Origin of the sequence: Micromonospora sp. DT63 (assembly GCF_049841615.1) — a bacterium.
In the GTDB taxonomy this organism is placed as follows: Bacteria; Actinomycetota; Actinomycetes; order Mycobacteriales; family Micromonosporaceae; genus Micromonospora.
In genome coordinates this window covers 46,529-69,130 of record NZ_JBNCKQ010000014.1, presented here as the reverse complement: position 1 = coordinate 69,130, position 22,602 = coordinate 46,529, and the positions used below count along the sequence as shown (strand labels likewise).

The following is a 22,602-nucleotide window of genomic DNA, read 5'->3' as shown; positions in this document are numbered from 1 at the left end:
ACCGGCCGGTCCGCGGCGCGAAGAATCAGTCAGTGCATCCCGCCGTCACAGATTCGGAAAGAGGCTGCCATGACCGCCACGCAGAGACCGGCCGTGCAGACCCCGCCCTCCCCGACGCCGGCACGCTCGGACCGGCGCGGCGCGCTGATCGTCGGCAGTGTGCTCGCGGGAATCGCGTTGTCCCTGCTCTGGTCATACCAGTTCGTCGACCAGACGATCGGCGACAACGTCGCCAACACCCTGCTGGGCCACGACGCGAAGGCGACAGCGATCGGCGGCACCGCGGCGGGCCTGCTGTTCGCGTTCGTCTCCGGCCTGGCGGGCACGTTCACTGCCTGCAACATCGCGATGGCCGCCTCGGTCGGGCCGATGACACACGCCGGCGCCGGCGGCACACCGGCGGCGGGGCTGCGCTTCATGCTCCGGCCGGTGGGCCTGCTGGCGCTGGGCATGGTCGTCGTCTCCGCCACGTACGGCTTCATCGGAGTCCTGCTCGGCGACTCGCTGCCGCAGCTGTCGACGGAGACGACTGCCGGCGGCATGCCCGTCCGACTCGTGCAGTCGGTGGTGGTCTTCGGCGTGATCGGTCTCGCGTTCATCTATCTCGGTCTCGCGGCGCTCGACAAGGTCCCCGATCCCTTCGCGCGTCGCCCGTTCGCCCGCGTCTTCGTGCTCGGCATGCTGGTCGGCGCCTTCCTGATCGGGCGGCCCTACCCGCTGTTCCACAAGCTGTTCCAGTGGGCCGCCGACAACGGCAACCCCCTCTACGGCTCGGCCGCCTTCGTGCTGCAGTCGCTGGGCAACATCGCGATCGTGGGCATCCTGTTCGCACTCGTCGTCCTCGCCACCCGGGGAGGGCTGATCCGCTGGTTGTCCGCGCGACCGGCACGCACCCTCGCGGTCACCGGCTCGCTGCTGCTCGCGCTGGGCGTCTTCACCCTCGTCTACTGGACCGTCCGGGTGCCCGCGATGTTCGGCTACGGCTGGTTCCCGACGATGCCCTACAACTGAGCGCGGCCGTCGGCGTCGTTCGGCGGTGGCAGGATCTCGACGTACCCGTCGGTGCCGTGCACGCGGATCCGCTGCCCGTCGCGGATCAGCCTGGTCGCGTCCGCCACCCCGACGACGGCCGGCAGGCCGTACTCCCGGGCGATGACCGCCCCGTGGGTCATGAGGCCGCCCACCTCCGTCACCAGGCCCTGGACCGCGACGAACACTGGTGACCAGCTCGGGTCCGTGTAGGAGGTGACCAGGATGTCGCCGGGTTCCAGCTCGGCCTCGGCGATGTCCAGCAGGACGCGGGCGCGGCCCTCGACGACCCCGCCGGAGACTCCGAGGCCGGCCAGCGCTCCGGCCGGCACGTTGTCGCGCCGGTACGCCCCGGCGATGGCCTCGCCCTCGGAGGTGAGCACCCGGGGTGGCGTCAGCGTCCGGTGCCACCGGAAGGTGTCCCTGCGCTGGTCGATGAGGTGGTCGTCGACCTGGTGCGTCCGCACGGCGTCGTGCAGCTCGGCGAAGGTGAGATAGAAGATGTCGTCCCTGTCGCGGAGCACGCCGGCCCGCGCGAGGCGCTCCGCCTCGGAAAGCAGGGCCTGCTTGTAGACGAAGTAGCGGCTGATGATGGCGTACTTCGGATACTCCCGGTACCCGATGAAGGTGCGGACCCGGTCGATCATGCGCGTGGTCTCGTCGGCCTTGGTGTCCCCGTCCGGCAGGGCCCGCAGCCGTTCCAGCAGTTCCTCGCGTTTCTGCTGCGCCGCCTGACGCCCCTGCTCGAAGCGCCGCCCGGCGGCGCCCGGTTCGAGGAGCCTGATGTTGTCGAGGATCAGGGGCACGAGGGTGCTGGGGCGTTCGCTCCAGCGCGGTCTCGTGATGTCGATCTCGCCGACGCAGCGCATGCCGTACCGGTCGAGGTAGGCCGAGATGGCGTCGCGCGCCTCGGCTCCGCCCGCGAGCCTCGGCAGTTCGTCGAGGAAGCCGTCGTCGTCGACCTCCTGCAGGAAGGCCATCACCTCCGGATGCGGTCGGATCACGTCCGCGACGTCGAGCAGCGCCAGGCCCATCTCCGACGTGATGTTGCCCGGAGCGGACAGCGTGAGGGTGTCGGCGGCGTTCTTCTCGCCCAGCCATTCGGACAGCTGCTCGTTGAGCCACCAGGTGGCCTGCATGCCCGCCATGATCGCCTGCATGCTCAGGGGGTCACTGAGGAGCTGCTTGTGCTCCTCGAACGCCTTGTGCAGGAAGTCGAACAGCGCCGGGCCCGTCACCGTCGCGATGTCGCGCCGCAGGGCGGCGAGTGACGCCTCGCTGCGCTCGATCAGCTCGGTGACGATCGCCGGATCGTTCTCGATCGTGGTCGGCTTGCCGCTGATCCGCGGGATGTCGGGACCGTCTGCAAGCGCCGGTACGAAGTCGGGGCGGCCGAGGATGGTCTCCAGCGCGTCCCGCGTCAACGGGTCGGACCGTCCCGCCATGTCGAGGAAGCCGGCGCGGCTCGCCGGCGCTGCCAGGATCCCGGTGGCGTCGACGAAGAGCCTCCCGCCGGCCTCGTGCATCGGCGCCATGGCCGTCAGCTGCCACATGGAGAACCCCAACGGCTTCATGGCGTCGGTCATCATCTGCTGGTGGCCGACCGAGAGGTAGACGTGGTTCTCGCTGTCCCGGGCCGTGGGGACGGGGAACAGCGTCGTGATCGGCCGGCTCTGCACGATCTGGACGTCACCGTCGACCAGGCACCATTCGATGTCCTGCGGGTGGCCGGCGTGCGCCTCGATCCGCCGGCCCACGTCCACCAGCCGCAGGACCTGCGCGTCCGTCAGCGCCGGCTGCTCCTGTCGCTCCGGGCTGATCGCCTGTTTCGTGGTCCCGCCGGCCGGCAGCGCCTCGATGGCGAGACGCTTGCTGGCGATCGTCCGCTCGATGATCGCGCCGTCGCGCACCCGGTAGGAGTCCGGATTCACCAGCCCGGAGACCAGGGCCTCGCCGAGGCCGAAGCTGGCCTCCACCGAGGCGACCTTCCGGTTGGACGTGACGGGGTCGGCCGTGAACAGGACGCCGGCCGCCTGCGGAAACACCATCGTCTGCACGACGACGGCCAGGTGGACCGCGCGGTGGTCGATGCCGTTGCGCTGACGGTAGGTGACCGCACGCTCGGTGAAGAGCGAGGCCCAGCACCGACTGACGTGCGTGCGGATCGCCGCCGGACCCCGCACGTTCAGGTACGTGTCCTGCTGGCCCGCGAAGGAGGCCGTCGCCAGGTCCTCCGCCGTGGCGCTGGACCGGACGGCGTAGGCAGCCTTCTCGCCGTGCCGGGTGAGCGCCCGGGTGATGGCCGCCGCCACGTCGTCGGGCAGGGCGACCCCTTCGATGGCCCGGCGGATCTGGGCGCTGAGGTCGCGGATCCCCTCCCGGTCGTCCGGCTTCAGGCGCGACAGCTGATCGAGCTGATCGTCGATCGAGGGCACCTCGGCGATGACCCGTCGGAAGGCGTCGGTCGTCACGCAGAAGCCAGCCGGCACGCGGATGCCCTCGATCCGCGACAACGTCCCCAGACGGGCGCCCTTGCCGCCGACGATCGCGACCTGAGTCTCGTCGACCTCGTCCAGATCTCGCACGTACTTGTCGATCATCGAGCCCCGTTTCTTCGTCCGTTCCGGTGTCCGGCGGACGATTCTGCGGCAAGACGGGGGTCTTGCGGCAAGGCCCCCGGTGCGATATACGTTAAAGTGGGAGCGGATACCAGTGGTGTTTTTCCCCGCTGTGCAGGAAATCGTTCCGCTGATCCCCCCTTGTTGATCCCCCGCCTGTCGATCCCTGCGGCTCGCCCCGCCGTCGGCGCTTGATGCCGCTTCGACGCAGTATGCGAGAGGGGATCGTCATGGCAGCGACCACGCAGGTCCTGTTCATTCAGGGCGCTGGCGCCGGCACGCACGACGAGTGGGACAACAGGTTGTCCGACAGCCTGCGGCGCGGGCTCGGGGACGGGTACGAGGTTCGGTACCCGCGGATGCCCGACGAGGGCAACCCGAGCTACGTCACCTGGAGCGCCGCCATCCGGCGGGAGATCGCGGCACTTGACGACGGGGCCGTCGTCGTGGGCCATTCGGTGGGCGGCGCGATCCTCGTCCACGCGCTCGCCGAGCGGCCACCCGAGCGGGACCTCGCGATGATCGTGCTGGTCGCCGCCCCGTTCGTCGGTGCGGGCGGCTGGCCCGGCGACGAGTTCGAGCTGCCACCGGACCTCGGCGTCCGACTGCCGCGGGGCGTACCGGTGCGGGTCTTTCACGGGCTCGGGGACGAGACGGCGCCGCCGTCGCACGCGGACCTGTACGCGGGCGTCATCGGCCAGGCGCGGGTGTACCGGCTGCCCGGGCGCGATCATCAGCTCAACGACGACCTCGGTGACGTGGCGGCGGTGATCAGGCTTGACACTCTTGGCTAACCGTATTAGCTTAAAGCTAACGCAATTAGCCGAGCACGGAGGATTCCATGACCGAGTATCTGACCGTCGACGGCGGCACCCTGGCGTACGAGGTGACCGGCGCCTCCGGGCCGCTCGTCGTTCTCGCCCACGGCATGGGCGACAGCCGCGAGGCGTACCGCTTCGTCGTGCCGCGCCTGGTGGCCGCCGGCTACCGGGTGGCCGCCGTCGACCTGCGGGGTTGCGGCGAGTCGAGCGCACAGTGGCAGTCCTACAGCCGCACCGACATCGCGGGTGATCTGCTCGCGGTGATCCGCCACCTCGGCGGTCCGGCCGTGCTGGTCGGCCACTCGATCTCCGGCGGGGCCGCCACCATCGCCGCCGCCCGGGCACCCGAGCTGATCACCGGCATCGTCGAACTGGCCCCCTTCACCCGCAAGCAGTCGATCAAGCTGGGCGACCTGCGGGTCGCCCGCTACCGCACGGGCATGGCCCGGCTGCTCGGCACCGGCCTGCTGGGCAGCGTGCCGCTCTGGCGCAGCTACCTCGACATCGCCTACCCGGGAAGGAAGCCGGCCGACTGGGCCGCCCGCACGGCCCGGATCGACGCCATGATGCGCGAGCCCGGCCGGATGGCGGCGATGCGCAAGATGGGCCAGTCGGCGCCGGTCGACGCCGGGGCGCAGCTGGGCAACGTCCGCTGCCCGGCCCTGATCGTCGAGGGGTCGCTCGACCCGGACTGGGCCGACCCGCGGGCCGAGGGGGAGGCGATCGTGGCCGCGCTGCCGGCCGGGTTGGGCCGGCTCGAAGTCATCGAGGGCGCGGGTCACTACCCGCACGTGCAGTACCCCGACGAGACGGCCGACCTGCTGCTCGCCTTCCTGAGCGCGAACGCCCGCGCCTGAGATCCCGGGTCCGCCGTCAGGCCAGCAACTGTTCGCGCATCCGCGCGCCCAGGTTGATCCGTCCCACCGCGCGCGGGCCGGCCGGATCGTGCACGTCCACCGTGTTGTTGCGACGCATCAGCGCACGGACCGCAGGTGGCAGCCGGGGTGGGTCGTCCATCGCGGCGAGGATCTGCGCCGCGCTCGTGATCAGTCGATCGACGAACGCGGCGGCGTCGGTGTCCACCCGCACCCGGCCGTACTCCCAGCCGGCGGTGGTGAGGTCGAGCACCTCGAACACGTGGGTCACCAGCGGGGTCGGATCGGTCACCCGATCGAGCCGGGCCGCCCGGCCGCCGACCACCGCGACGGCGGCGGCCACCTGGGCGTACGGGTGGAAGCCGCACGGCAACGCGAACAGCGGCCACCGCAGCCCGGGACCGGCCTCCATCCACAGCGGCCGGTAGTTCCGCCGGTGCACCAGCAGCCGCCGGCCCGTGCGCCGGTGGATGTCCTGCGCCTGCGCCAGCAGATCCGCGTGTGCCTCGTCGGCGACCTGGTTCAGAATCCGGGCCGCCACCACCAGGCCGTCGTCGCCGCCCAGCATCCCGGTCGCCGCTTCGACCTGCGCGGGAAACGGAACCCGCGCCTGCGTGCCGTATCCGTGCTGGAGGTCTCGCAGCAGCGCCTGCTGCCGCCCCGGGTCGAGCTGGACCCGCCCGCCGCCCAGCAGCCGCTGGAGCCAACGCATGTCGCCTCGTTTCAGCAGAGCCGTCCCGAACCGTGGCAATGCTATGCGTCGGACGTTGCCCGGGTGCCGCAGGGGTGAGCATGGCGCGGCGCGCGCCGGCCGGGCGACACGCGGGTCGGTGCCCGCGACCGCGCCCGGCCGGCCCCGCCTGTCGGGGCGGGTCGCTCAGCTGCGGCTCCACCGCTGGCTGGCCGCGCCGTTGCAGTCCCAGATCTGGGTGCGTGTGCCATTCGCCGTACCGTTGCCCACCAGGTCCAGGCAGCGGCCCGAGGCGACCGCCGTGATCGAGCCGTCGGCGTTGAAGCGCCACTGTTGGTTCGCCTGGCCGTGACAGTCCCAGATGATCACCGACGTCCCGTTGGCGGTGCCGGCGTTGTTGACGTCGAGGCACTTTCCTCCGTAGACCCGCAGCTCCTGGGCGCTCGTCGAGGTCCAGGACTGATTGGCCTGGCCGTGGCAGTCCCAGATGATGGCCGTGGCGCCGTTGGTCTGGGACGCGCCGTTGACGTCCAGGCACCGGCCGGCGGACGTGCTGCGGATCGTCGACGTCGAGCCCGGCGGGGGAGTGCTCGGCGGAGGCGTGGTCGGTGGAGGTGTGGTCGGCGGGGGCGTGCCACCGCCGGTGACCAGGAGCATGGCGGCGCCGTGCGCCGGCACCGACGCGCTGATCGTGCCGGTAGACGTCGAGGTGGTGTGGGACCACAGGTCCCGCACCGCGTACGAGCCGGCGCTGCCGAGGCCGAGCGCGCTGGCCGTCGTGGAGATCGTGGTCGTGCCGCTGCCCCGGTTGAGCAGGACGGTGGCCACCCCGCCGGTGGACATCGGCTTGCGCCAGACCTCCAGGTCACCGGAGTCACTGATCTTGCGGCCCTGCTGGCCGCCCCAGTCCTGGTTGACGGCGATCACGTCGGTGTTGGTCAGGATCGTGCGGGTGGCCGCCGACATGGTGCGGATGTCGTTGCCCGCCAGCAGCGGGGCGTTCAGCAGCGCCCACAGGCTGAAGTGGGCCCGGGACTCGGTGTCGGTGGGGCCGTTGCCGACCTCCAGCATGTCCGGGTCGTTCCACGCGCCCGGCCGGGCGTACGACTCCTTGCCGACCTGCTGGTCGAGGATGCTCATGATGGAGTTCCAGTTCCCACCGATGTCGCCTGTGGTACGCCAGGAGTTGCCCACCCCCGCACCCCAGGTCCAGACGCTGTCCTGTCCCCAGCTGCACAGGCTGTAGAGGATCGGCCGGTTGGTTGCCGCGAGCGCGTCCCGCATCGCGGTGTAGCGCTGCTGCGCGCTCCGACCGAGGTGGTCGCCGCAGTTGTCGTACTTGAGGTAGTCGATCCCCCAGGACGCCCAGAGGTTGGCGTCGCGCTGCTCGTAGTTGATGCTGGCCGGGTACCCGGCGCAGGTGAGGGTCCCGGCCGAGGAGTAGATGCCCAGCTTGAGGCCCTTGCCGTGGACGTAGTCGGCGAGAGCCTTGATGCCGCTCGGGAACTTCTGCGGATCGGCGACCAGGTCGCCGCTGGCGTTGCGCTGCTTGGTGGACCAGCAGTCGTCGATGTTGACGTAGCGGTATCCGGCCGCGGCCATCCCGCTGGAGACCAGCGCGTCGGCCGTCTGCCGAATGAGCGTCTCGTTGACGTTGCAACCGAACGCGTTCCAGTCGTTCCAGCCCATCTGTGGCGTGCGGGCCAGCCCGTTCTCCAACGCCTGCGCGGGTTGCGTGGTGGTGAGCACGACCGCGCCGCTGACCACAGCGGTGCCGAGGGCGGCTGCGAGGAGCGCGGGGAGCAGGAGGGCCATTCTTCGTCTGAGCACGTGCACTCCTTGCGGGTGGTTGGCGGCGAGGGCCCGCTGCCGGTCCACAGGGAGCCAACGACATAGATCGCTGCCAATTTAACTCGTACGACATATGACGTCAACGTCGCCGACGTCCGGCGCGGACGCCGGGGGTCGGAGCCTGCCGCGCAGCCCTCCTGACCCACACTGTGGGACGGCATTTAGTGAGGGCCATCTATATTGACGCCACTCGGTGGGCGGCGACAGGATCTCGGCACCACCATCGCCACCGCGATCTCCCCTGGGAGGCGTCATGCCCCGTCCCCGCCTGCCGCTCCTGCGGGCAGCCACCCGACTCGCCGCGCTCGCCGCGGCCACCGCCGGTGTGCTGTTCGCCGTCGCCACACCCGCCAGCGCCGCGGTCCCCACCGGCCGCTACGTCGCGCTCGGCGACTCGTACACCGCCGGTCCGCTGATCCCCACCCAGGTCGACCTCAACTGTCTCCGGTCGAACCGCAACTACCCCTCCCTGGTGGCCGCGTCCGCCGGCTCGACGTCGTTCGCCGACGTGAGCTGCTCCGGCGCCACCACCGACGACATCCTCTATGGCGGCAGCGGCCAACTGGGCATCAACCTGCCACCGCAGCTCAACGCGGTCACGTCGAGCACGGCGCTGGTGACGGTGCAGATCGGCGGCAACGACATCGGCTTCGCCGACATCATCGGCGAATGCGCGGAGGCGAGCCTCAGCAGCCCCCTCGGCTCGCCGTGCAAGAACCGGTACACCGCAGGCGGCACCGACCAGCTACAGGCCCGGATCGCGGCCACCGTGCCGAAGGTGACGACCACGCTGCAGGCGATCCGTCGGGCCGCGCCGAGCGCGCGGATCGTGGTGCTCGGATACCCGGCGATCCTGCCCGACAGCGGCTATGGCTGCTGGCCCGTCGTCCCGATCGCCTACCAGGACGTGCCCTACCTGCGCGGCATCGAGAAGTCGCTCAACGCCATGCTGGCCAGCGCCGCGGGGGCGAACGGCGCCACCTACGCCGACGTCTACACGCCGTCGATCGGTAAGGACGCGTGCAAGAGCAGCAGCACCCGTTGGGTCGAGGGGCTGGTGCCGCAGAACGCGGCCGCGCCCTTCCACCCGAACGCGCGCGGTGAGCAGGGCATGAGCACCGCGCTGCTCGCCACTCTGAACCGCTGACCGAGCAGGATCGCTCGTGCCGGCCCCGTCACGCGACGACGGCGGGGCCGGCGGTCGAAGCCGGTCCGGATGACAGGTGCTCTGCGTCGTTGCCGTCGTCGACCGGCGCGTTGCCCGCGTCGGTCGGACGCCGTCACCGCTGTCGGCGGGCGTTGAGCCGGGCGGCCTGGCGCGTCAGGTGGTCGCGCTCGGCGAGGTTGGGGGCCTGGTGGGCCGCCTCGACGTACAGGCGTGCCGCCGTCGCGAGGTCGCCGTCGCGCTCGTGCAGGTACGCCGCCACCGCCGTGTGACGGGGCAGCGAGTCGTCAAGCGCCGCGAGCGCCGCCAGGCCGGCCCGGGCGCCGTCGGCCTCGCCGACGGCCACCGCCCGGTTGAGCCGGACGACCGGGCTGTCGGTCAGGCGTGCCAGCTCGTCGTACCACTCGACGATCTGCACCCAGTCGGTCTCCTCGGCGGTGGGCGCGTCGGCGTGCAGCGCCGCGATGGCGGCCTGGGCCTGAAACTCGCCCAGCCGGTCGCGGGCGAGAGCCGCCTGGAGGATGTCGACACCCTCGGCGATGAGGGCGGTGTCCCACCGGCCGCGGTCCTGCTCGGCGAGCGACACCAGGCTGCCGTCGGACGCGGTCCGGCTGGCCCGTCGGGCGTGGTGCAGCAGCATGAGGGCGAGCAGCCCCGCCACCTCAGGATGGTCGATGGCGGCCGCGAGCTGCCGGGTGAGCCGGATGGCCTCGGCGGCGAGGTCGACGTCGCCGGTGTAGCCCTCGTTGAAGACCAGGTAGAGGACGCGCAGCACGGTCGCGACGTCGCCGGGCTGGTCGAACCGCACGGTGGAGACGGTGCGTTTGGCCCGGCTGATGCGTTGCGCCATGGTCGCCTCGGGCACCAGGTAGGCGTCGGCGATCTGCCGGGTGGTCAGCCCGCCCACGGCCCGTAGCGTGAGCGCGACGGCGGACGACGGCGTCAGCGACGGGTGGGCGCAGAGAAAGTAGAGCTGGAGGTTGTCGTCCACCGCCGGCGCCGGGCCCGGCGCCGGCTCGGCGTCGACGAGGTCCTCACGACGGCGACGGGCGGCGTCCGCCCTCGTGGTGTCGAGGAACCGGCGCCAGGCCACGGTGATCAGCCAGCCCCTCGGGTCCCGCGGCGGGTCGGCCGGCCAGACGCGGATGGCCTCGACCAGCGCGTCCTGTACGGCGTCCTCGGCCGCCGCGAAGTCAGCTCCGCGGCGGACGAGGATGCCGAGCACGCCCGGCGTGAGGCTCCGGAGCAGTGCGTCGTTCATCGCCGAGGTCACTCGGCGATGGTGGGGGGCTCGGTCAGGAAGGGGCGCACCTCGAGCCACTCGTGGATCGGCTTCCCGCCCGCCCCCGGAGCGGCCGACAGTTCGCCGGCCAGCTCGACGGCGCGTTCGTACGTGTCGACGTCGATCACCATCCAGCCGGCGATGAGGTCCTTGGTCTCGGCGAACGGGCCGTCGGTGACCGGGGGGCGTCCCGGGCCGTCGTAGCGGACCCACGCTCCCTCGGGGGCGAGCGCCTGACCGTCGATGAACTCACCGGTCTTCTCCAGTCGGGACGCGAAATCGTTCATGTACTGCATGTGCGCCGAGATCTCCTCCGGCGTCCACCGGTCCATCGGCACGTCGTTGACCCCGGCCGGGGCGCCGCGGTAGTGCTTCAGCAGCAGGTACTTCGCCATCGTCGTGTTCCTCCTCGCTGGTGTGACCCGTTCCGGTCACGTTCACCTCGGGGACGGAGCCGCGCGCCGTTTCTCGACATGGCCGCCAAGAAATTTCTGGCTCACGGGCGGAGGGTGGCCTCCGACAACCGCGAACCGGGCGGCCCGGTGCTGGCACGCACGACCAGCGCGGTGCCGAGCTCGTACCGCTCCTGGGCCAGCGCATGGCCGTCGGTCAGCGCCAACGCGAGCCGGGCGGCGGTGGCCCCGATCTCGCTGAACGGCTGTCGCACCGTAGTGAGAGGTGGCGTGGTCCAGGCCGCCTGGTCCACGTCGTCGAAGCCGACGACGCTGAGGTCGTCGGGGATTCGCAGACCGGCCTCGTAGGCCGCCGTGTAGACGCCGAGCGCCTGCAGGTCGTTGCCGCATACGACGGCGGTGGGGGGTTCGGCCAGGGTCAGCAACTCGCGGCCGAGGTCACGGCCGTCCTCGAAGCTGAAGACTCCGCGCCGTTCGAGGCTGCTGTCGAACGGAACGCCGGCATGGTCCAGCGCGGCTCGGAAGCCGTCCAGGCGAGCCCGCGCCGACAGATCCTGCTCCGGCCCGGTGACCACGCCGATCCGTCGGTGGCCGAGGTCCAGCAGATGCCGGGTGGCGGTCAGGGCGCCGCTCCAGTTGTTCGACCCGACGGCGGGCGTGGGGAACAGCTCGCCGACCGGGTCGATCGCCACGAGCGGGATGCCCATGGCGGTGAGCTGTCTGCCGTGCTCGGCGGTGACCAGGGAGCAGACCGCGATGACGGCGGTGGGCTGTCGCAGCAGCAGCGGCTCCATCCAGGGCAGCCCCGCCGCCACCCGATGGCGGATGTCGATGAAGCCGACCGTGCAGTCCCGGGAGCCGGCGACCTCCTGGATCCCCCGCAGGATCTCCAGGGCGATCGAGGGCAGCATCCGGTGAAAGAGCACCTCGATGCAGAGCGTCCTCGCGGCGGTCTCCGGCCGGCGGTAGCCATGGTCACGCAGCAGTGCCTCCACCCGCTGCCGGGTCTGCTCGCCCACCCCGGCGCGACCGTTGAGAACCTTCGACACCGTGGGAGGGGACACCCCGGCGAGCTCGGCGATCGTGGCGATGGGCAGGTCACCGCGCCGGGGCTTGCGCGCGTGATGCCGCCGGCTCTCCTCGATCACACGGGGAGTCTACGGTGATCCCTCGATGGCGAGCCGGTCCGCGCTCAGTCGGTAGGCCGCGCTGCCGGCCGGTAGTCGAACCAGTCGAAGGCGGCGCTGTCCCCGGTCACGTACATGCCGATGACCCGGCCGGTGAAGCCGCCGGCGACCTCGGTGGACAGGTAGCGCCCGTCGAGTTCGGCCAACAGGACGCGGCCCTCGGAGGTCTCCACCTCGAACGCGATCATGTCGGAGGTGGCGGGGCGTACGCCGAAGGGTTCGTCAGCGGCCGCCAGCCCCGCGGCCGAGGTCACGGTCGGCGGGTAGAGGCAGTGGGTCCGGGTGGCGATCGTCAGAACCAGCGGGCCGGCGGGTACGTCGAGGGACGCGAAGACCTGCCGGAACGGCCCGACCCGGCCGACGACGCGGACGCTGCCGCCGCCGACCTCCAGGTCGTAGTGGTGCGCCTCGTCGATGCGGATGGTGAGCCCGGTCGTGCCGCTGCCCGGATCGACCCGCGTGCTGGCCCGGCAGTCATGGTGGCGCTGGCGCGTCGCCACCATCGTCGCGCCGGCGCGGTCCAGCGTCGTACCGGTGGCGTGCAGGGTGAGCCATCCGGGCCGCTCGGTCAGCGACCAGGCCGCGTCGGGGCGGGAGCGGGGCGAGATCCAGCCGGGCGCGAGGGTTGTCGCGTCGAAGTCGTCGTGGTGGGCGACCGGGCCGGGCGGGGCCGCGAGGGCCGGTGCGCTGCCGGCGGGCGCCGCGGTGACCTCCCGGACGACGTCCACGACGGGCCACCCGCCGTCCCAGCGAACCGGCGCGAGGAACGTCTCGCGGCCGAGCACGTGAAAGGGCGGCCACTGGCCCTTCGCCCGGATGCCCAGAAGGACCATCCACCAGCTGCCGTCGGTGGCCTGCACCAGATCGGCGTGCCCGGCGGCCTGCACCGGCAGGTTGGTGCTGCGGTGCGTGAGGACGGGGTTGCTCGGCGCGGGCTCGAAGGGCCCCCGGGGGCTGCGTGCGCGGGCGACCGACACGGCGTGGCCGGTGTGCGTGCCACCCTCGGAGAGCAGCAGGTACCACCAGTCGCCGATCCGGTAGAGGTGCGGCGCCTCCGGGTACTGGCCGCCGGTGCCGGACCAGAGCGGGATCGGCCCCTCCAGCACCTGACCCCGGTCCGGGTCGATCCGGTAGGCGTCCACCCCCGAGGTCGTCAGCCAGCAGGTGCCGTCGTCGTCCCAGGCCAGGGACGGGTCGACGTGGGGGAGGTCGAGGTACACCGGCTCGGACCACGGGCCGGCGGGGTCCCGAGCGGTGACGATGAGGTGGCGGCCCAGGCTGACGTTGGTGGTGATCATCCAGAACCGGCCGTCGTGGTGGCGGATGGTCGGCGCGAAGATGCCTCGGGACGCGTCGGCGTCCGGCGGGATCTCCAGCTGGCTGGGACGGTCGAGGATGTTGCCGATCTGTCGCCAGTTCACCAGGTCCCGACTGTGCAGCAGCGGTACGCCCGGAAAGTACTCGAAGCTGGAGCAGGCCAGGTAGTAGTCCTCGCCGACCCGGCAGACACTCGGATCGGGATAGAAGCCGGGCACGACCGGATTGCGGTAGCCCGAGACGGCCGCCGTGCCTGCGAACACTGGGTGCACCTCCCCGCGCGGTCCCTGCCCGATGCCACAGAATGTTCGCGATAACATCGTGTGTCCTGGATGCTACGAAGATGCCGTCGGGATGGCAACCCGGTGCGCGCGTCGGGGCGGGGGCCAGCCACGCGACCTCGCGGAGACGCTGGCGGGAAACATGGCCGACATCTCTTGACGAGCGGCACTGCCATCTACGAAGGTCTATAGAGGGTGAGTTGACGCGCCGCCGGGAGCTCGGGGCGTCGGTCCCCGGCTGTGTACGTTGCTGCAGGGTGCGAACGGGCGGCACTTGTTAGCGCTAACAGCAGGCGCCTCACCACACGTCCAACGACAGCGGCCGTACGTCTCGCACGGGACCTCGAACGGCGCGCTGGCCGTCGGCACGTCCCCGACATTCGACTTCCTCCGCGGTGGCCCGGCAGGGGCGCCGTTCTTCACCCTCCTGCGCCGCTAGCTGCGCTGATTGGAGAGACCATGCCTGACGTGACACGAAGGAACATGCTGAGGGCCGGTGTGGCGGGCGCCGGAGCCGCGCTGCTGCCGGTCGCGTGGTCCGCCGTCGCCCGCGCCGGCTCGGTGGCGCCGTCGCAGGTGCTCGCCGCCGGCGACATGGCCCTCTGGTACGACGAACCCGCGGGCACCGACTGGCTACGGGCGCTGCCGATCGGCAACGGCCGGCTCGGCGCGATGGTGTTCGGCAACGTCGACACCGAACGGCTGCAGCTCAACGAGGACACCATCTGGGCCGGCGGCCCGTACGACTCCGCCAACACCCGGGGAGCGGCAAACCTGGCCGAGATCCGGCGACGTGTCTTCGCGGACCAGTGGACCCAGGCGCAGGACCTCATCAACCAGACGATGATGGGAACCCCGGGCGGCCAGCTCGCCTACCAGCCGGTGGGCAACCTCCGGCTGGCCTTCTCCTCGGCCAGCGCGTCGCAGTACAACCGGACGCTGGACCTCACCACCGCCACCGTCACCACGACGTACGTGCTCAACGGTGTCCGGTACCAGCGTGAGGCGTTCGCCAGCGCTCCCGACGGGGTGATCGTGCTCCGGCTGACCGCCGACCGCGCCAACTCGATCACGTTCAACGCCACCTTCGACAGTCCGCAGCGGACGACCACGTCGAGCCCGGACGCCGCCACGATCGCCGTCGACGGCATCTCCGGCGCCATGGAAGGCGTCAACGGGTCGGTGCGCTTCCTCGCCCTGGCCCAGGCGGTCGCGACCGGCGGCACGGTCAGCAGTTCCGGAGGCACCCTGCGCGTCTCCGGCGCCACGAGCGTGACCGTACTGATCTCGATCGGCTCCAGCTACGTCAACTACCGCATCGTCAACGGCGACTACCAGGGCATCGCGCGCAGCCGCCTCACCGCCGCCCGGGGCGTGGGCTTCGATCAGCTGCGCAGTCGGCACCTCGCCGACTACCAGGCCCTGTTCAACCGGGTGAGCATCGACCTGGGTCGTACGGCCGCCGCCGATCAGCCGACCGACGTGCGGATCGCCCAGCACGCGAGCACCAACGACCCGCAGTTCTCCGCCCTGCTGTTCCAGTACGGCCGCTACCTGCTGATCTCCTCGTCGCGGCCGGGCACCCAGCCGGCGAACCTCCAGGGCATCTGGAACGACTCCATGACGCCGCCCTGGGACTCGAAGTACACCATCAACGCCAACCTGCCGATGAACTACTGGCCCGCCGACACGACGAACCTCGCCGAGTGCTTCCTGCCGGTCTTCGACATGATCAAGGACCTCACGGTGACCGGTGCGCGCGTCGCCCAGGCGCAGTACGGCGCCGGCGGCTGGGTCACCCACCACAACACGGACGGGTGGCGCGGCGCCTCGGTCGTCGACGGGGCACTGTGGGGCATGTGGCAGACCGGCGGCGCCTGGTTGTCCACCCTCATCTGGGAGCACTACCTGTTCACCGGCGACGTCGGCTTCCTGTCGGCCAACTACCCGGCCCTCAAGGGCGCCGCCCAGTTCTTCCTCGACACGCTGGTGGCCCACCCGACGCTCGGCTACCTGGTCACGAACCCGTCGAACTCGCCCGAGCTGCCGCACCACTCGAACGCCAGTGTCTGCGCGGGCCCCACCATGGACAACCAGATCCTGCGGGACCTGTTCGACGCGGTCGCCCGCGCCAGCGAGGTGCTCGGCGTCGACACGACGTTCCGCTCCCAGGTGCGAACGGCCCGGGACCGGCTGGCGCCCACGAAGGTCGGCTCGCGCGGCAACGTCCAGGAGTGGCTCGCCGACTGGGTCGAGACCGAGCGGAACCACAGGCACGTCTCGCACCTGTACGGCCTGCATCCCAGCAACCAGATCACCAGGCGGGGCACCCCGCAGCTGTACGAGGCCGCGCGCCGGACGTTGGAGCTGCGCGGCGACGACGGCACCGGCTGGTCCCTCGCGTGGAAGATCAACTACTGGGCCCGGCTGGAGGACGGCACCCGCGCCCACAAGCTCCTGAAGGACCTCGTGCGCACCGACCGGCTCGCGCCGAACATGTTCGACCTGCACCCACCGTTCCAGATCGACGGCAACTTCGGCGCGACCTCCGGCATCGCCGAGATGGTCCTGCACAGCCACACCGGCGAGCTGCACCTGCTGCCGGCGCTGCCGAGCGCCTGGCCCACCGGCCAGGTCGCGGGGCTCCGCGCTCGCGGCGGATACACCGTCGGCGTGGCCTGGACCAGCGGGCAGGCCGACGAGATCAGCGTCCGCGCCGACCGGGACGGCACCCTACGACTCCGCTGCCGGCTCTTCACCGGTTCCTTCACCCTCGTCGACGTCACCGACGACAGCACGCCCACCACCACCCGACCCGAGACGGACGTCGTCCAACTCGCCGTCCGCGCCGGGCACACCTACCGCGCCGCGCGGCCCGGTGTGACACCGTCACCGACGCTGACCAGCACGCCCTCGCCCACCGTCTCGCCGACGCCGAGTCCGACCGACACACCGAGCCCGATCCCGACGCCGACGCCGACCGTGTCCAGCACGCCCTCGCCGTCCGGCGCGCGGGCCACGTACACGGTGACGAACTCGTGGTCGGGCGGCTTCCAGGGCTCGGTCACGGTGACCGCCGGCGCGACGGCGATCCGGGGCTGGACGGTCTCCTGGACGTTCCCCAACGGGCAGGCGATCACCCAGATCTGGGGTGGCACGCACACCCAGAGCGGTGCGAACGTGCGGGTGACGAACGTCGACTACAACGGGTCGCTGCCGGCCGGTGGCTCCACCACGTTCGGCTTCCTCGCCTCCGCGACGGGAACCAACAACCCGCCGACCGACATCACCTGCACGACCACCTGAGCTGGCGCGTTCCCGCCCGCCGCCGGCCCCGCGTCGGCGGCGGGCCGGGCGCGCTGCCCACCCGCTGACTACTACGTCGCGTCGCCACCGGTCCCTCGGGGCCGCCTGCGCCACCGCTGGTGCCGCCAGACGGCGACCACGCAGGCCACCGCGATGAGCAGGGCCGCGGCGCCCTTCCAGGCGCGCTCCCACCACGGTCGGTCGGTGCCGAACGCCGCCTCGCCGCTCGCCATGACCCACACGCCCACCCACGCCCACTCCCAGCCGCGCGGCCAGGAGAACTCCTCCGGCGGGTCGGTGAACGCGCCGACCGCGATGACCGCAGCGCCGACGACGAGGACCAGCGGTACTCCGACGTCCGTGACGAACTCCCAGAACGACACCTGGCGATCATCGTCGTCGCGCGCAAGGGGCGCCAGAGCCGTGGCTCAGGAGACCGCCGCGCGCACCAGCTCGACGACCCTCTTCTCCACCTCGGGGCTCCAGGTCCGCAGCGCGTACGACACCGGCCAGAGGTCACCGTCGTCGAGGTTGGCCGTGTCCTGGAAGCCCAGGGTCGAGTAGCGGTAGTTGAACTTGCCGGAGTCCTGGAAGAAGACGACGATCTTGTCGGCCGCGTTCGCGTAGGCGGGCATGCCGTACCAGGTCTTCGGCGTCAGGTCGGGGGCGGCGGCGGTCACCGCCACGTGCACGCGCTCGGCGAGCGCGCGGTCGTCGGGCGCCATCTGCGCGATGCGGTCGAGGACCGCCTGCAACCCGTCGGCCCGCTTGGCGCCCTTCTTGCCCTCGGCGCGCAGTTCGGCCGCACGCTCCTTCATCGCGGCGCGCTCCTCGGCGCTGAAGCCGTCGGACTCGGTCGTGGAGGTCTTCGCGGACATGTTGGGCTCCCTCTCGATGTTCTCCGGCCCGGCGTAAGGCCGGCTACCTGGGAAAAGGCTAGGCCGGGGTGCCGGCCGGGCGCTTCTTGATTCCTGACCGGGTCGCCTCGGGCGCAACGGGCGGGTCGACCCGGTCGGGCAGGCCGAACGGGCCGGGCGGGGCGTCCGGGCGTCGGCGCGAAGCGCCTATGCTCGGATCCGGAGCTGGGCGCGTCCCCGTCGGGGCAGGAATCGATTCGAGGGCGGCGTATGAACATCGGGGAGATCGCCCGGCGGGCGGGGGTGTCCCGCAGCACCGTGTCGTACGTGCTGAGCGGCAAGCGGACCGTCTCGGAGGCGACCCGGCAGCGGATCCAGGCGGTCATCGACGAGCTGGACTACCGGCCGAACGCCAGCGCCCGCGCCCTGAAGGAAGGGCGTACGCGCACCCTCGGGCTGGTGATCCCACCGGCGAGCCAGCGGTTGACCGACATGCAGCTGGGCTTCGTCGCCAGCGTCGTCGAGGCCGCCGCCCGCCACGACCTGGATGTGCTGCTGTCCCCGTCCGGTGGCGACCACGACAGGTCGTTCGAGCGGATCGTCAGCGGGCGTCGGGTGGACGGCGTGGTCCTCATGGAGATCCGCTTGGAGGACGACCGGGTCACGCGCCTGGCCAGAACGGGTCTGCCGTTCGTCACTATCGGTCGGACGGCGCAGGCGCACGGCATGAGCTGGGTCGACATCGACTACGCCGGGCTGATCGCGCGCTGTGTGCACCACCTGGCCGATCTGGGGCATCGGCACGTGGCGCTGGTCAACCGCTCCGCCGAGTTGGTGGCGGCGGGTTACGGGCCCAGCCACCGCGCCCTGGCCGGTTTCCAGGCGGCGGTGGCGGAACGGGGTCTGGTCGGCGTGGACGTCTGCTGCGGTGATGACACGGCCTCCGGTGAGGCGTGCGTCGAGCAGTTGCTCGGGACGCACCCGGACGTCACGGCGGTGGCCACCATCAACGAGGCGGCGTTGCCGGGCATGCAGCGGGCGCTGACCAGCGCCGGGTTGTCCGTTCCGGCCGACTTCTCCGTCACCGGGGTCGCCGCCCAGCACTGGGCGGAGGACTTCCGCCCACCGCTGACCGCCGCGGACGTGCCCATGCGGGACATGGGCGCCGAGGCGGTGGCACTGCTGCTGGAGATCATCGCGGCCCCCGGCAGCGTGCCGCGGCACCGCCTCTACAGCCCACCCATCTCGCTGCGGTCCAGCACCGGCCCGGTCCGGACCGACTGATCCTCCACCGGGCGCGCGGGCCCCGCCGATCGGGGCCCGCGCCGTCCGACTACCGTCGTGCGGCCCGGCGTTCCTCCTGGGCGGCCGCGAGGATGAGGTAGCTGCTGGCCGTCCAGGTGTACGCGCGATCCCGCAGTCCGGCGCCGGTCTCGGCGTCGAAGTTCTCCGCGAAACCGGACTTCTCGCACAGCGCGAGGAAGCGCTGGCTGATGTCGTCGGCGATCCCGGTGTGCCCGGCCCGCCGCAGACCGTCCTCGACCAGCACCGTGGAGGGCGCCCAGATCGGGCCCCGCCAGTAGCCGTCGGCCAGGTAGTGGGCCGAGTCCGTCGGTTCGGTGGCCAGCCCGTGCGTGGTGAGGTGGGTTTCGACGCCCCGGGCCAGCGCGTCGGCGATCGGGGCGGGCAGGTCGGCGCCGAGAGCGACGGGCATCAGATCGAGCAGGCTGCGGCTGGTCCGCCGCTGCCCGGTGTGCGGGCTGCGGGCGGTGAAGCGCTCACCGTCCCACAGCTGCCCGATCATTGCCGCGCGGATCCGGTCGGCCTCCCGGGACCACCGGTCGGCGGGTTCGCCCAGCTCGGTGGCGAGGTCGGCCAGGCACCGCAGCTGGGAGACCAGGAACGCGGCCAGGTCGGCGGTCTGCACGACCCGGCCGTCGTCGAACGTGGTGGCGTTGTCCCAGCCGCTGTCGTTGCCGTGCTGGTAATGCGGCAGGTCGTGGCCGGGCGCGCGGCGCGCGTCGAGCCAGAACCCGGTCCAGCGGGCCAACCGGTCGTACGTCTGCGCGAGCGCCGCCCGGTCCGGTGGCTCAGGGAGGCGTCGGCGCAGGTGGCGCAGCGCCCAGCCGTGGATGGGCGGCTTGACGTAGTTGTGCAGGACCTCCGAGTGGGTGACCGAGTCGGGCAGGGCGCCCGCGCCGTCCTGGTGGTCGAAGGGCAGGTGGAACTGGTGCCAGGCGAGCTCCGGCTCACCGGCCGCGAGCGCGATCGCGTTGAAGCAGTGGTCCCAGCTCCACACCTTGTCCATCCAGTGCTTGGACATCAGGACGGCGGGTCGGGTCACGAAGCCCGCCGGGGCGACGGTGGCGGACCACAGCACGTACGCGGCCAGTTCGGCGGCGGGCGTGTCCGCGCCGCGCCACGGCGCGATGGCGTCGACGAACGCGGCGAACTCGGCGCTGCGGTCGCGGCACACCTGGTCGAAGGGGACGGTGGTGGCGTACGGCCGGCGGGCGGTGGCGTACTCCTCGATGGCGATCTCCCAGGGCTCGTCGCCGGGGAGGTCCAGGCAGCGGTCGGCGGTGCCGAGCGCCTCGACGCCGTCGGCGCGGCGCAGCGCGCCGGAGAGCACCGTGACGCGGTAGCGTCGCCCGGTCTCGTACGAGGTGAAGACGTGTGCGCCGTCGACCGGGTCGAGGTAGAGGTAGGTGCCGCTGAACGGGGTGAGGGTGCCGGCGGCCGCGGCGATCCGCAGCCCGAGGTGCCGGCCCCGGATCCGCAGGGTGTCGGGTGTGTCGTAGACGGCCTCGATGTGACCGGAACCGGCACGCCAGGTCAGCAGCGCGGGCGTGGCCACGACAGTGGAGCCCGCGGCCGTGGGGGAGAGGCGCAGCACCGGGTGCAGCCCGGTCTGGTGCGACACCAGGTGCAGGTCGTCGGCGTACGTCTTCTCGGCTACCACCGGGGAGATGTTGAACCAGGATCCGCGGTAGCTGAACGGGATGTCCTGGATTCCGAACTCCGGACCGGACGGGGCGACGGTCATGGGTGGCGGGTGCCTTTCTGTGGTGCGGGTGGTCAGTCCTCGACCGCCGCGGATGGTCAGTCCTTGACGGCGCCGGCGGTCACGCCCATCGAGACGTACCGCTGCGCCAGGATCAGCAGCACGGCGGCGGGGATCGAGGCGACGACGGCGGTGGCCATGATGGCGTTCCACTGCTGGTTGTTGTTGCCGATGTAGTGGTAGATGCCGAGGGTGATCGGCTGGTGGTCGCCGCCGCCGGCCAGGGTCGAGGCGAAGATGAAGTCCGACCAGGACCACAGGAACGCGAAGAGCGACACCGTGACGATCGAGTTGCGGCTGACCGGCAGCACTATCGACCAGAAGGTGCGCAGCCGTCCCGCGCCGTCGACCACGGCGGCCTGGAGCAGTTCGTCGGGGATGCCGGACATGAAGGCCGTGAAGATCAGTACGGCGAACGGCACCGCGAGTGTCGTGTCGGCCAGGATCAGGCCCGGCAGCGTGTTGAGGACGCCGAGGGTGAGGTAGATGGCGTAGAAGCCCATCGCCATGATGATTCCCGGGATCATCTGGGCGATCAGCAGCAGGAAGCTCAGCGCCGGGCCGCCGGGTGGCCGCAGCTTCGCCAGCGCGTATCCGGCGGGGGCGGCGAGCGCCACGGTCAGTGCCACAGTGCCGAGCCCGACGAGAAAGCTGGTGCCGAGGTACGGCAGTTGCTGGTCGAGGACGGCCCGGTAGCCGTCCAGCGTGCCGTTGGTCGGGAACAGGTGCGGGGGACTGGCGCGCATGTCCTGGTCCCGGGTGAACGACACGTTGATCATCCAGTACACGGGGAAGAGCATCAGCCCGGTCAGCACCAGACCGACTGCGGTCTTCCACCAGACGCGACGCGGTGACGTGGTCATCGTAGGTGCTGCCTCCGTTGGGACCTGATGTAGACGAGCCCGGCGACCAGGGCCATCACGATGAGCAGGTTGCCGACGGCCGCGCCCGGACCGAACTCGGGCAGCAGGTTGCCGAAGCCGAGACGGTACGACCAGGTGGCGAGCGTGGCGGAGGAACCGGTCGGGCCGCCCCTGGTCATGATCCAGATGATGTCGAAGACCTTCAGCGTGTAGATCAGCCCCAGCAGCAGCGTGATCGCGGAGACCGGGCGCAACAGCGGGAACGTGATCGACCAGAACCGTTGCCAGCCGGTCGCGCCGTCGAGCGCGGACGCCTCGTAGACCTCGACCGGGATCGCTTGGAGCCCGCTGTAGAGCACCACCAGGTTGAACGGGATGCCGATCCAGATGTTCGCGATGATCACCGAGGTGAGCGACCAGGTCGGCGAGGTGAGCCAGTTGACCGGGTCGATCCCGACGACGCCCAGTGCGGCGTTGACCAACCCCGAGTCGCTGTTGAGCAACCACGACCAGGTCGAGGCCGACACGATCAGCGGCAGCAGCCACGGTACGAGGATCAGCGCCCGCAGGGTGCCCGACAGCGGGAAGTGCTGGCGGAAGAAGAGGGCCAGGGCCATGCCGATGCTGAACTGGAAGACGAGCGACGCGCCGGTGAAGATCAGCGTGTGTGCCAACGTCGGCCAGAACGCCGGGTCGGCCAGGACGGTGCGGTAGTTGTCCAGGCCGGCGAAGGGTGCGCCGCCCTGCACGAACGAGCGGACGGTGTACTCGCGCAGGCTCAGCTCGACGTTGCGGTAGAGCGGGTAGGCGTAGAAGGCCAGCAGGTAGACGACCGTCGGCGCCAGGAAGCCCCACGCCAGCCATCGTCCGGGCCGGCGGGTGCGAGGCGCGGGGGGCCCGGGTGGGGCGGCCTCAGCCGCCCCACCGTGGCCTCGCGTGGTGGTGGAGATACGCGTCGTGGGGGTCATCGTGTCGGTTCGAC

The 22,602-nt window shown here is 71.3% G+C and carries 18 protein-coding genes; 6 read left to right on the top strand and 12 right to left on the bottom strand.

Annotated elements, in window-relative coordinates:
* Nucleotides 1-69 precede the first annotated feature (69 nt).
* The gene (locus tag ACLQ27_RS31470; RefSeq protein WP_357574503.1) at nucleotides 70-1,011 is read left to right on the top strand and encodes a hypothetical protein; all 942 of its coding nucleotides are present in this window, start codon (nucleotides 70-72) and stop codon (nucleotides 1,009-1,011) included.
* On the opposite strand, the gene rph is transcribed toward ACLQ27_RS31470, so the two are convergent.
* Nucleotides 1,002-3,629, bottom strand: coding sequence for a rifamycin-inactivating phosphotransferase (gene rph, locus ACLQ27_RS31465; protein WP_425870149.1), 2,628 nt, complete (start codon nucleotides 3,627-3,629; stop codon nucleotides 1,002-1,004). The two genes, ACLQ27_RS31470 and rph, sit on opposite strands and share 10 nt — an antisense overlap.
* Before the next feature lie 248 nt (nucleotides 3,630-3,877).
* Here rph and ACLQ27_RS31460 point away from each other — a divergent pair, with 248 nt between their 5' ends.
* Nucleotides 3,878-4,441, top strand: coding sequence for an alpha/beta fold hydrolase (locus ACLQ27_RS31460; protein ID WP_425870147.1), 564 nt, complete (start codon nucleotides 3,878-3,880; stop codon nucleotides 4,439-4,441).
* A gap of 47 nt (nucleotides 4,442-4,488) precedes the next feature.
* Nucleotides 4,489-5,325 (top strand): alpha/beta fold hydrolase, encoded by an 837-nt coding sequence (locus ACLQ27_RS31455; protein ID WP_425870145.1) that lies wholly within the window; start codon nucleotides 4,489-4,491, stop codon nucleotides 5,323-5,325.
* Nucleotides 5,326-5,341: 16 nt separating this feature from the next.
* On the opposite strand, the gene ACLQ27_RS31450 is transcribed toward ACLQ27_RS31455, so the two are convergent.
* Both ACLQ27_RS31450 and ACLQ27_RS31445 read right to left on the bottom strand, forming a co-directional pair.
* Nucleotides 5,342-6,055 (bottom strand): hypothetical protein, encoded by a 714-nt coding sequence (locus ACLQ27_RS31450; protein WP_234582908.1) that lies wholly within the window; start codon nucleotides 6,053-6,055, stop codon nucleotides 5,342-5,344.
* Nucleotides 6,056-6,220: 165 nt separating this feature from the next.
* Nucleotides 6,221-7,849 (bottom strand): glycoside hydrolase family 27 protein, encoded by a 1,629-nt coding sequence (locus ACLQ27_RS31445; RefSeq protein ID WP_425870185.1) that lies wholly within the window; start codon nucleotides 7,847-7,849, stop codon nucleotides 6,221-6,223.
* A gap of 289 nt (nucleotides 7,850-8,138) precedes the next feature.
* Between ACLQ27_RS31445 and ACLQ27_RS31440 the strand changes: the two genes are divergently transcribed.
* Nucleotides 8,139-9,032 carry an SGNH/GDSL hydrolase family protein gene (locus ACLQ27_RS31440; RefSeq protein WP_425870143.1) on the top strand — a complete coding sequence of 298 codons (894 nt, stop codon included), beginning with the start codon at nucleotides 8,139-8,141 and terminating at the stop codon, nucleotides 9,030-9,032.
* 133 nt (nucleotides 9,033-9,165) lie between these two features.
* On the opposite strand, the gene ACLQ27_RS31435 is transcribed toward ACLQ27_RS31440, so the two are convergent.
* The 4 genes from ACLQ27_RS31435 to ACLQ27_RS31420 form a co-directional block, all read right to left on the bottom strand.
* The gene (locus ACLQ27_RS31435) at nucleotides 9,166-10,311 is read right to left on the bottom strand and encodes an RNA polymerase sigma factor (RefSeq protein ID WP_425870183.1); all 1,146 of its coding nucleotides are present in this window, start codon (nucleotides 10,309-10,311) and stop codon (nucleotides 9,166-9,168) included.
* Nucleotides 10,312-10,319: 8 nt separating this feature from the next.
* Nucleotides 10,320-10,727 carry a YciI family protein gene (locus ACLQ27_RS31430; protein ID WP_357495335.1) on the bottom strand — a complete coding sequence of 136 codons (408 nt, stop codon included), beginning with the start codon at nucleotides 10,725-10,727 and terminating at the stop codon, nucleotides 10,320-10,322.
* Between the two features lie 101 nt (nucleotides 10,728-10,828).
* Nucleotides 10,829-11,893 (bottom strand): LacI family DNA-binding transcriptional regulator, encoded by a 1,065-nt coding sequence (locus ACLQ27_RS31425; protein WP_357495333.1) that lies wholly within the window; start codon nucleotides 11,891-11,893, stop codon nucleotides 10,829-10,831.
* 44 nt (nucleotides 11,894-11,937) lie between these two features.
* On the bottom strand, nucleotides 11,938-13,512 hold the full coding sequence (locus ACLQ27_RS31420; protein ID WP_357495331.1) for a glycoside hydrolase family 43 protein: 1,575 nt from the start codon (nucleotides 13,510-13,512) through the stop codon (nucleotides 11,938-11,940).
* 477 nt (nucleotides 13,513-13,989) lie between these two features.
* Between ACLQ27_RS31420 and ACLQ27_RS31415 the strand changes: the two genes are divergently transcribed.
* A complete protein-coding gene (locus ACLQ27_RS31415; protein ID WP_425870140.1) occupies nucleotides 13,990-16,836 on the top strand; it encodes a glycosyl hydrolase family 95 catalytic domain-containing protein in 2,847 nt (948 codons plus the stop codon).
* 71 nt (nucleotides 16,837-16,907) lie between these two features.
* On the opposite strand, the gene ACLQ27_RS31410 is transcribed toward ACLQ27_RS31415, so the two are convergent.
* Both ACLQ27_RS31410 and ACLQ27_RS31405 read right to left on the bottom strand, forming a co-directional pair.
* Nucleotides 16,908-17,219, bottom strand: a complete 312-nt coding sequence (locus ACLQ27_RS31410; RefSeq protein WP_357574496.1) for a hypothetical protein — start codon at nucleotides 17,217-17,219, stop codon at nucleotides 16,908-16,910.
* A 45-nt stretch (nucleotides 17,220-17,264) separates the two neighbouring features.
* The gene (locus ACLQ27_RS31405) at nucleotides 17,265-17,714 is read right to left on the bottom strand and encodes an iron chaperone (protein WP_357495325.1); all 450 of its coding nucleotides are present in this window, start codon (nucleotides 17,712-17,714) and stop codon (nucleotides 17,265-17,267) included.
* 249 nt (nucleotides 17,715-17,963) lie between these two features.
* On the opposite strand from ACLQ27_RS31405, the gene ACLQ27_RS31400 reads away from it, so the two are divergent.
* A complete protein-coding gene (locus tag ACLQ27_RS31400) occupies nucleotides 17,964-18,977 on the top strand; it encodes a LacI family DNA-binding transcriptional regulator (RefSeq protein ID WP_234582897.1) in 1,014 nt (337 codons plus the stop codon).
* A 49-nt stretch (nucleotides 18,978-19,026) separates the two neighbouring features.
* On the opposite strand, the gene ACLQ27_RS31395 is transcribed toward ACLQ27_RS31400, so the two are convergent.
* Genes ACLQ27_RS31395 through ACLQ27_RS31385 form a run of 3 tightly spaced genes read right to left on the bottom strand, consistent with a single transcriptional unit; the run spans nucleotide 19,027 to nucleotide 22,588 of the window.
* On the bottom strand, nucleotides 19,027-20,739 hold the full coding sequence (locus ACLQ27_RS31395; RefSeq protein ID WP_357495322.1) for an amylo-alpha-1,6-glucosidase: 1,713 nt from the start codon (nucleotides 20,737-20,739) through the stop codon (nucleotides 19,027-19,029).
* A gap of 56 nt (nucleotides 20,740-20,795) precedes the next feature.
* Nucleotides 20,796-21,620: a carbohydrate ABC transporter permease gene (locus ACLQ27_RS31390; protein ID WP_234582895.1), complete on the bottom strand. Its 825-nt coding sequence runs from the start codon at nucleotides 21,618-21,620 to the stop codon at nucleotides 20,796-20,798.
* A complete protein-coding gene (locus ACLQ27_RS31385) occupies nucleotides 21,617-22,588 on the bottom strand; it encodes a carbohydrate ABC transporter permease (protein ID WP_234582894.1) in 972 nt (323 codons plus the stop codon). The genes ACLQ27_RS31390 and ACLQ27_RS31385 overlap by 4 nt, the downstream gene beginning before the upstream one ends.
* Nucleotides 22,589-22,602 lie beyond the last annotated feature (14 nt).

Excerpts from the sequence above, each read along its gene's own strand:
- ACLQ27_RS31405 (WP_357495325.1), bottom strand. The coding sequence starts at position 17,714 with ATGTCCGCGAAGACCTCCACGACCGAGTCCGACGGCTTCAGCGCCGAG.
- ACLQ27_RS31385 (WP_234582894.1), bottom strand. The coding sequence starts at position 22,588 with ATGACCCCCACGACGCGTATCTCCACCACCACGCGAGGCCACGGTGGG.
- ACLQ27_RS31415 (WP_425870140.1), top strand. The coding sequence starts at position 13,990 with ATGCCTGACGTGACACGAAGGAACATGCTGAGGGCCGGTGTGGCGGGC.
- ACLQ27_RS31430 (WP_357495335.1), bottom strand. The coding sequence starts at position 10,727 with ATGGCGAAGTACCTGCTGCTGAAGCACTACCGCGGCGCCCCGGCCGGG.
- ACLQ27_RS31390 (WP_234582895.1), bottom strand. The coding sequence starts at position 21,620 with ATGACCACGTCACCGCGTCGCGTCTGGTGGAAGACCGCAGTCGGTCTG.
- ACLQ27_RS31400 (WP_234582897.1), top strand. The coding sequence starts at position 17,964 with ATGAACATCGGGGAGATCGCCCGGCGGGCGGGGGTGTCCCGCAGCACC.
- ACLQ27_RS31440 (WP_425870143.1), top strand. The coding sequence starts at position 8,139 with ATGCCCCGTCCCCGCCTGCCGCTCCTGCGGGCAGCCACCCGACTCGCC.
- ACLQ27_RS31460 (WP_425870147.1), top strand. The coding sequence starts at position 3,878 with ATGGCAGCGACCACGCAGGTCCTGTTCATTCAGGGCGCTGGCGCCGGC.
- rph (WP_425870149.1), bottom strand. The coding sequence starts at position 3,629 with ATGATCGACAAGTACGTGCGAGATCTGGACGAGGTCGACGAGACTCAG.
- ACLQ27_RS31395 (WP_357495322.1), bottom strand. The coding sequence starts at position 20,739 with ATGACCGTCGCCCCGTCCGGTCCGGAGTTCGGAATCCAGGACATCCCG.
- ACLQ27_RS31435 (WP_425870183.1), bottom strand. The coding sequence starts at position 10,311 with ATGAACGACGCACTGCTCCGGAGCCTCACGCCGGGCGTGCTCGGCATC.
- ACLQ27_RS31455 (WP_425870145.1), top strand. The coding sequence starts at position 4,489 with ATGACCGAGTATCTGACCGTCGACGGCGGCACCCTGGCGTACGAGGTG.
- ACLQ27_RS31450 (WP_234582908.1), bottom strand. The coding sequence starts at position 6,055 with ATGCGTTGGCTCCAGCGGCTGCTGGGCGGCGGGCGGGTCCAGCTCGAC.
- ACLQ27_RS31445 (WP_425870185.1), bottom strand. The coding sequence starts at position 7,849 with ATGGCCCTCCTGCTCCCCGCGCTCCTCGCAGCCGCCCTCGGCACCGCT.
- ACLQ27_RS31470 (WP_357574503.1), top strand. The coding sequence starts at position 70 with ATGACCGCCACGCAGAGACCGGCCGTGCAGACCCCGCCCTCCCCGACG.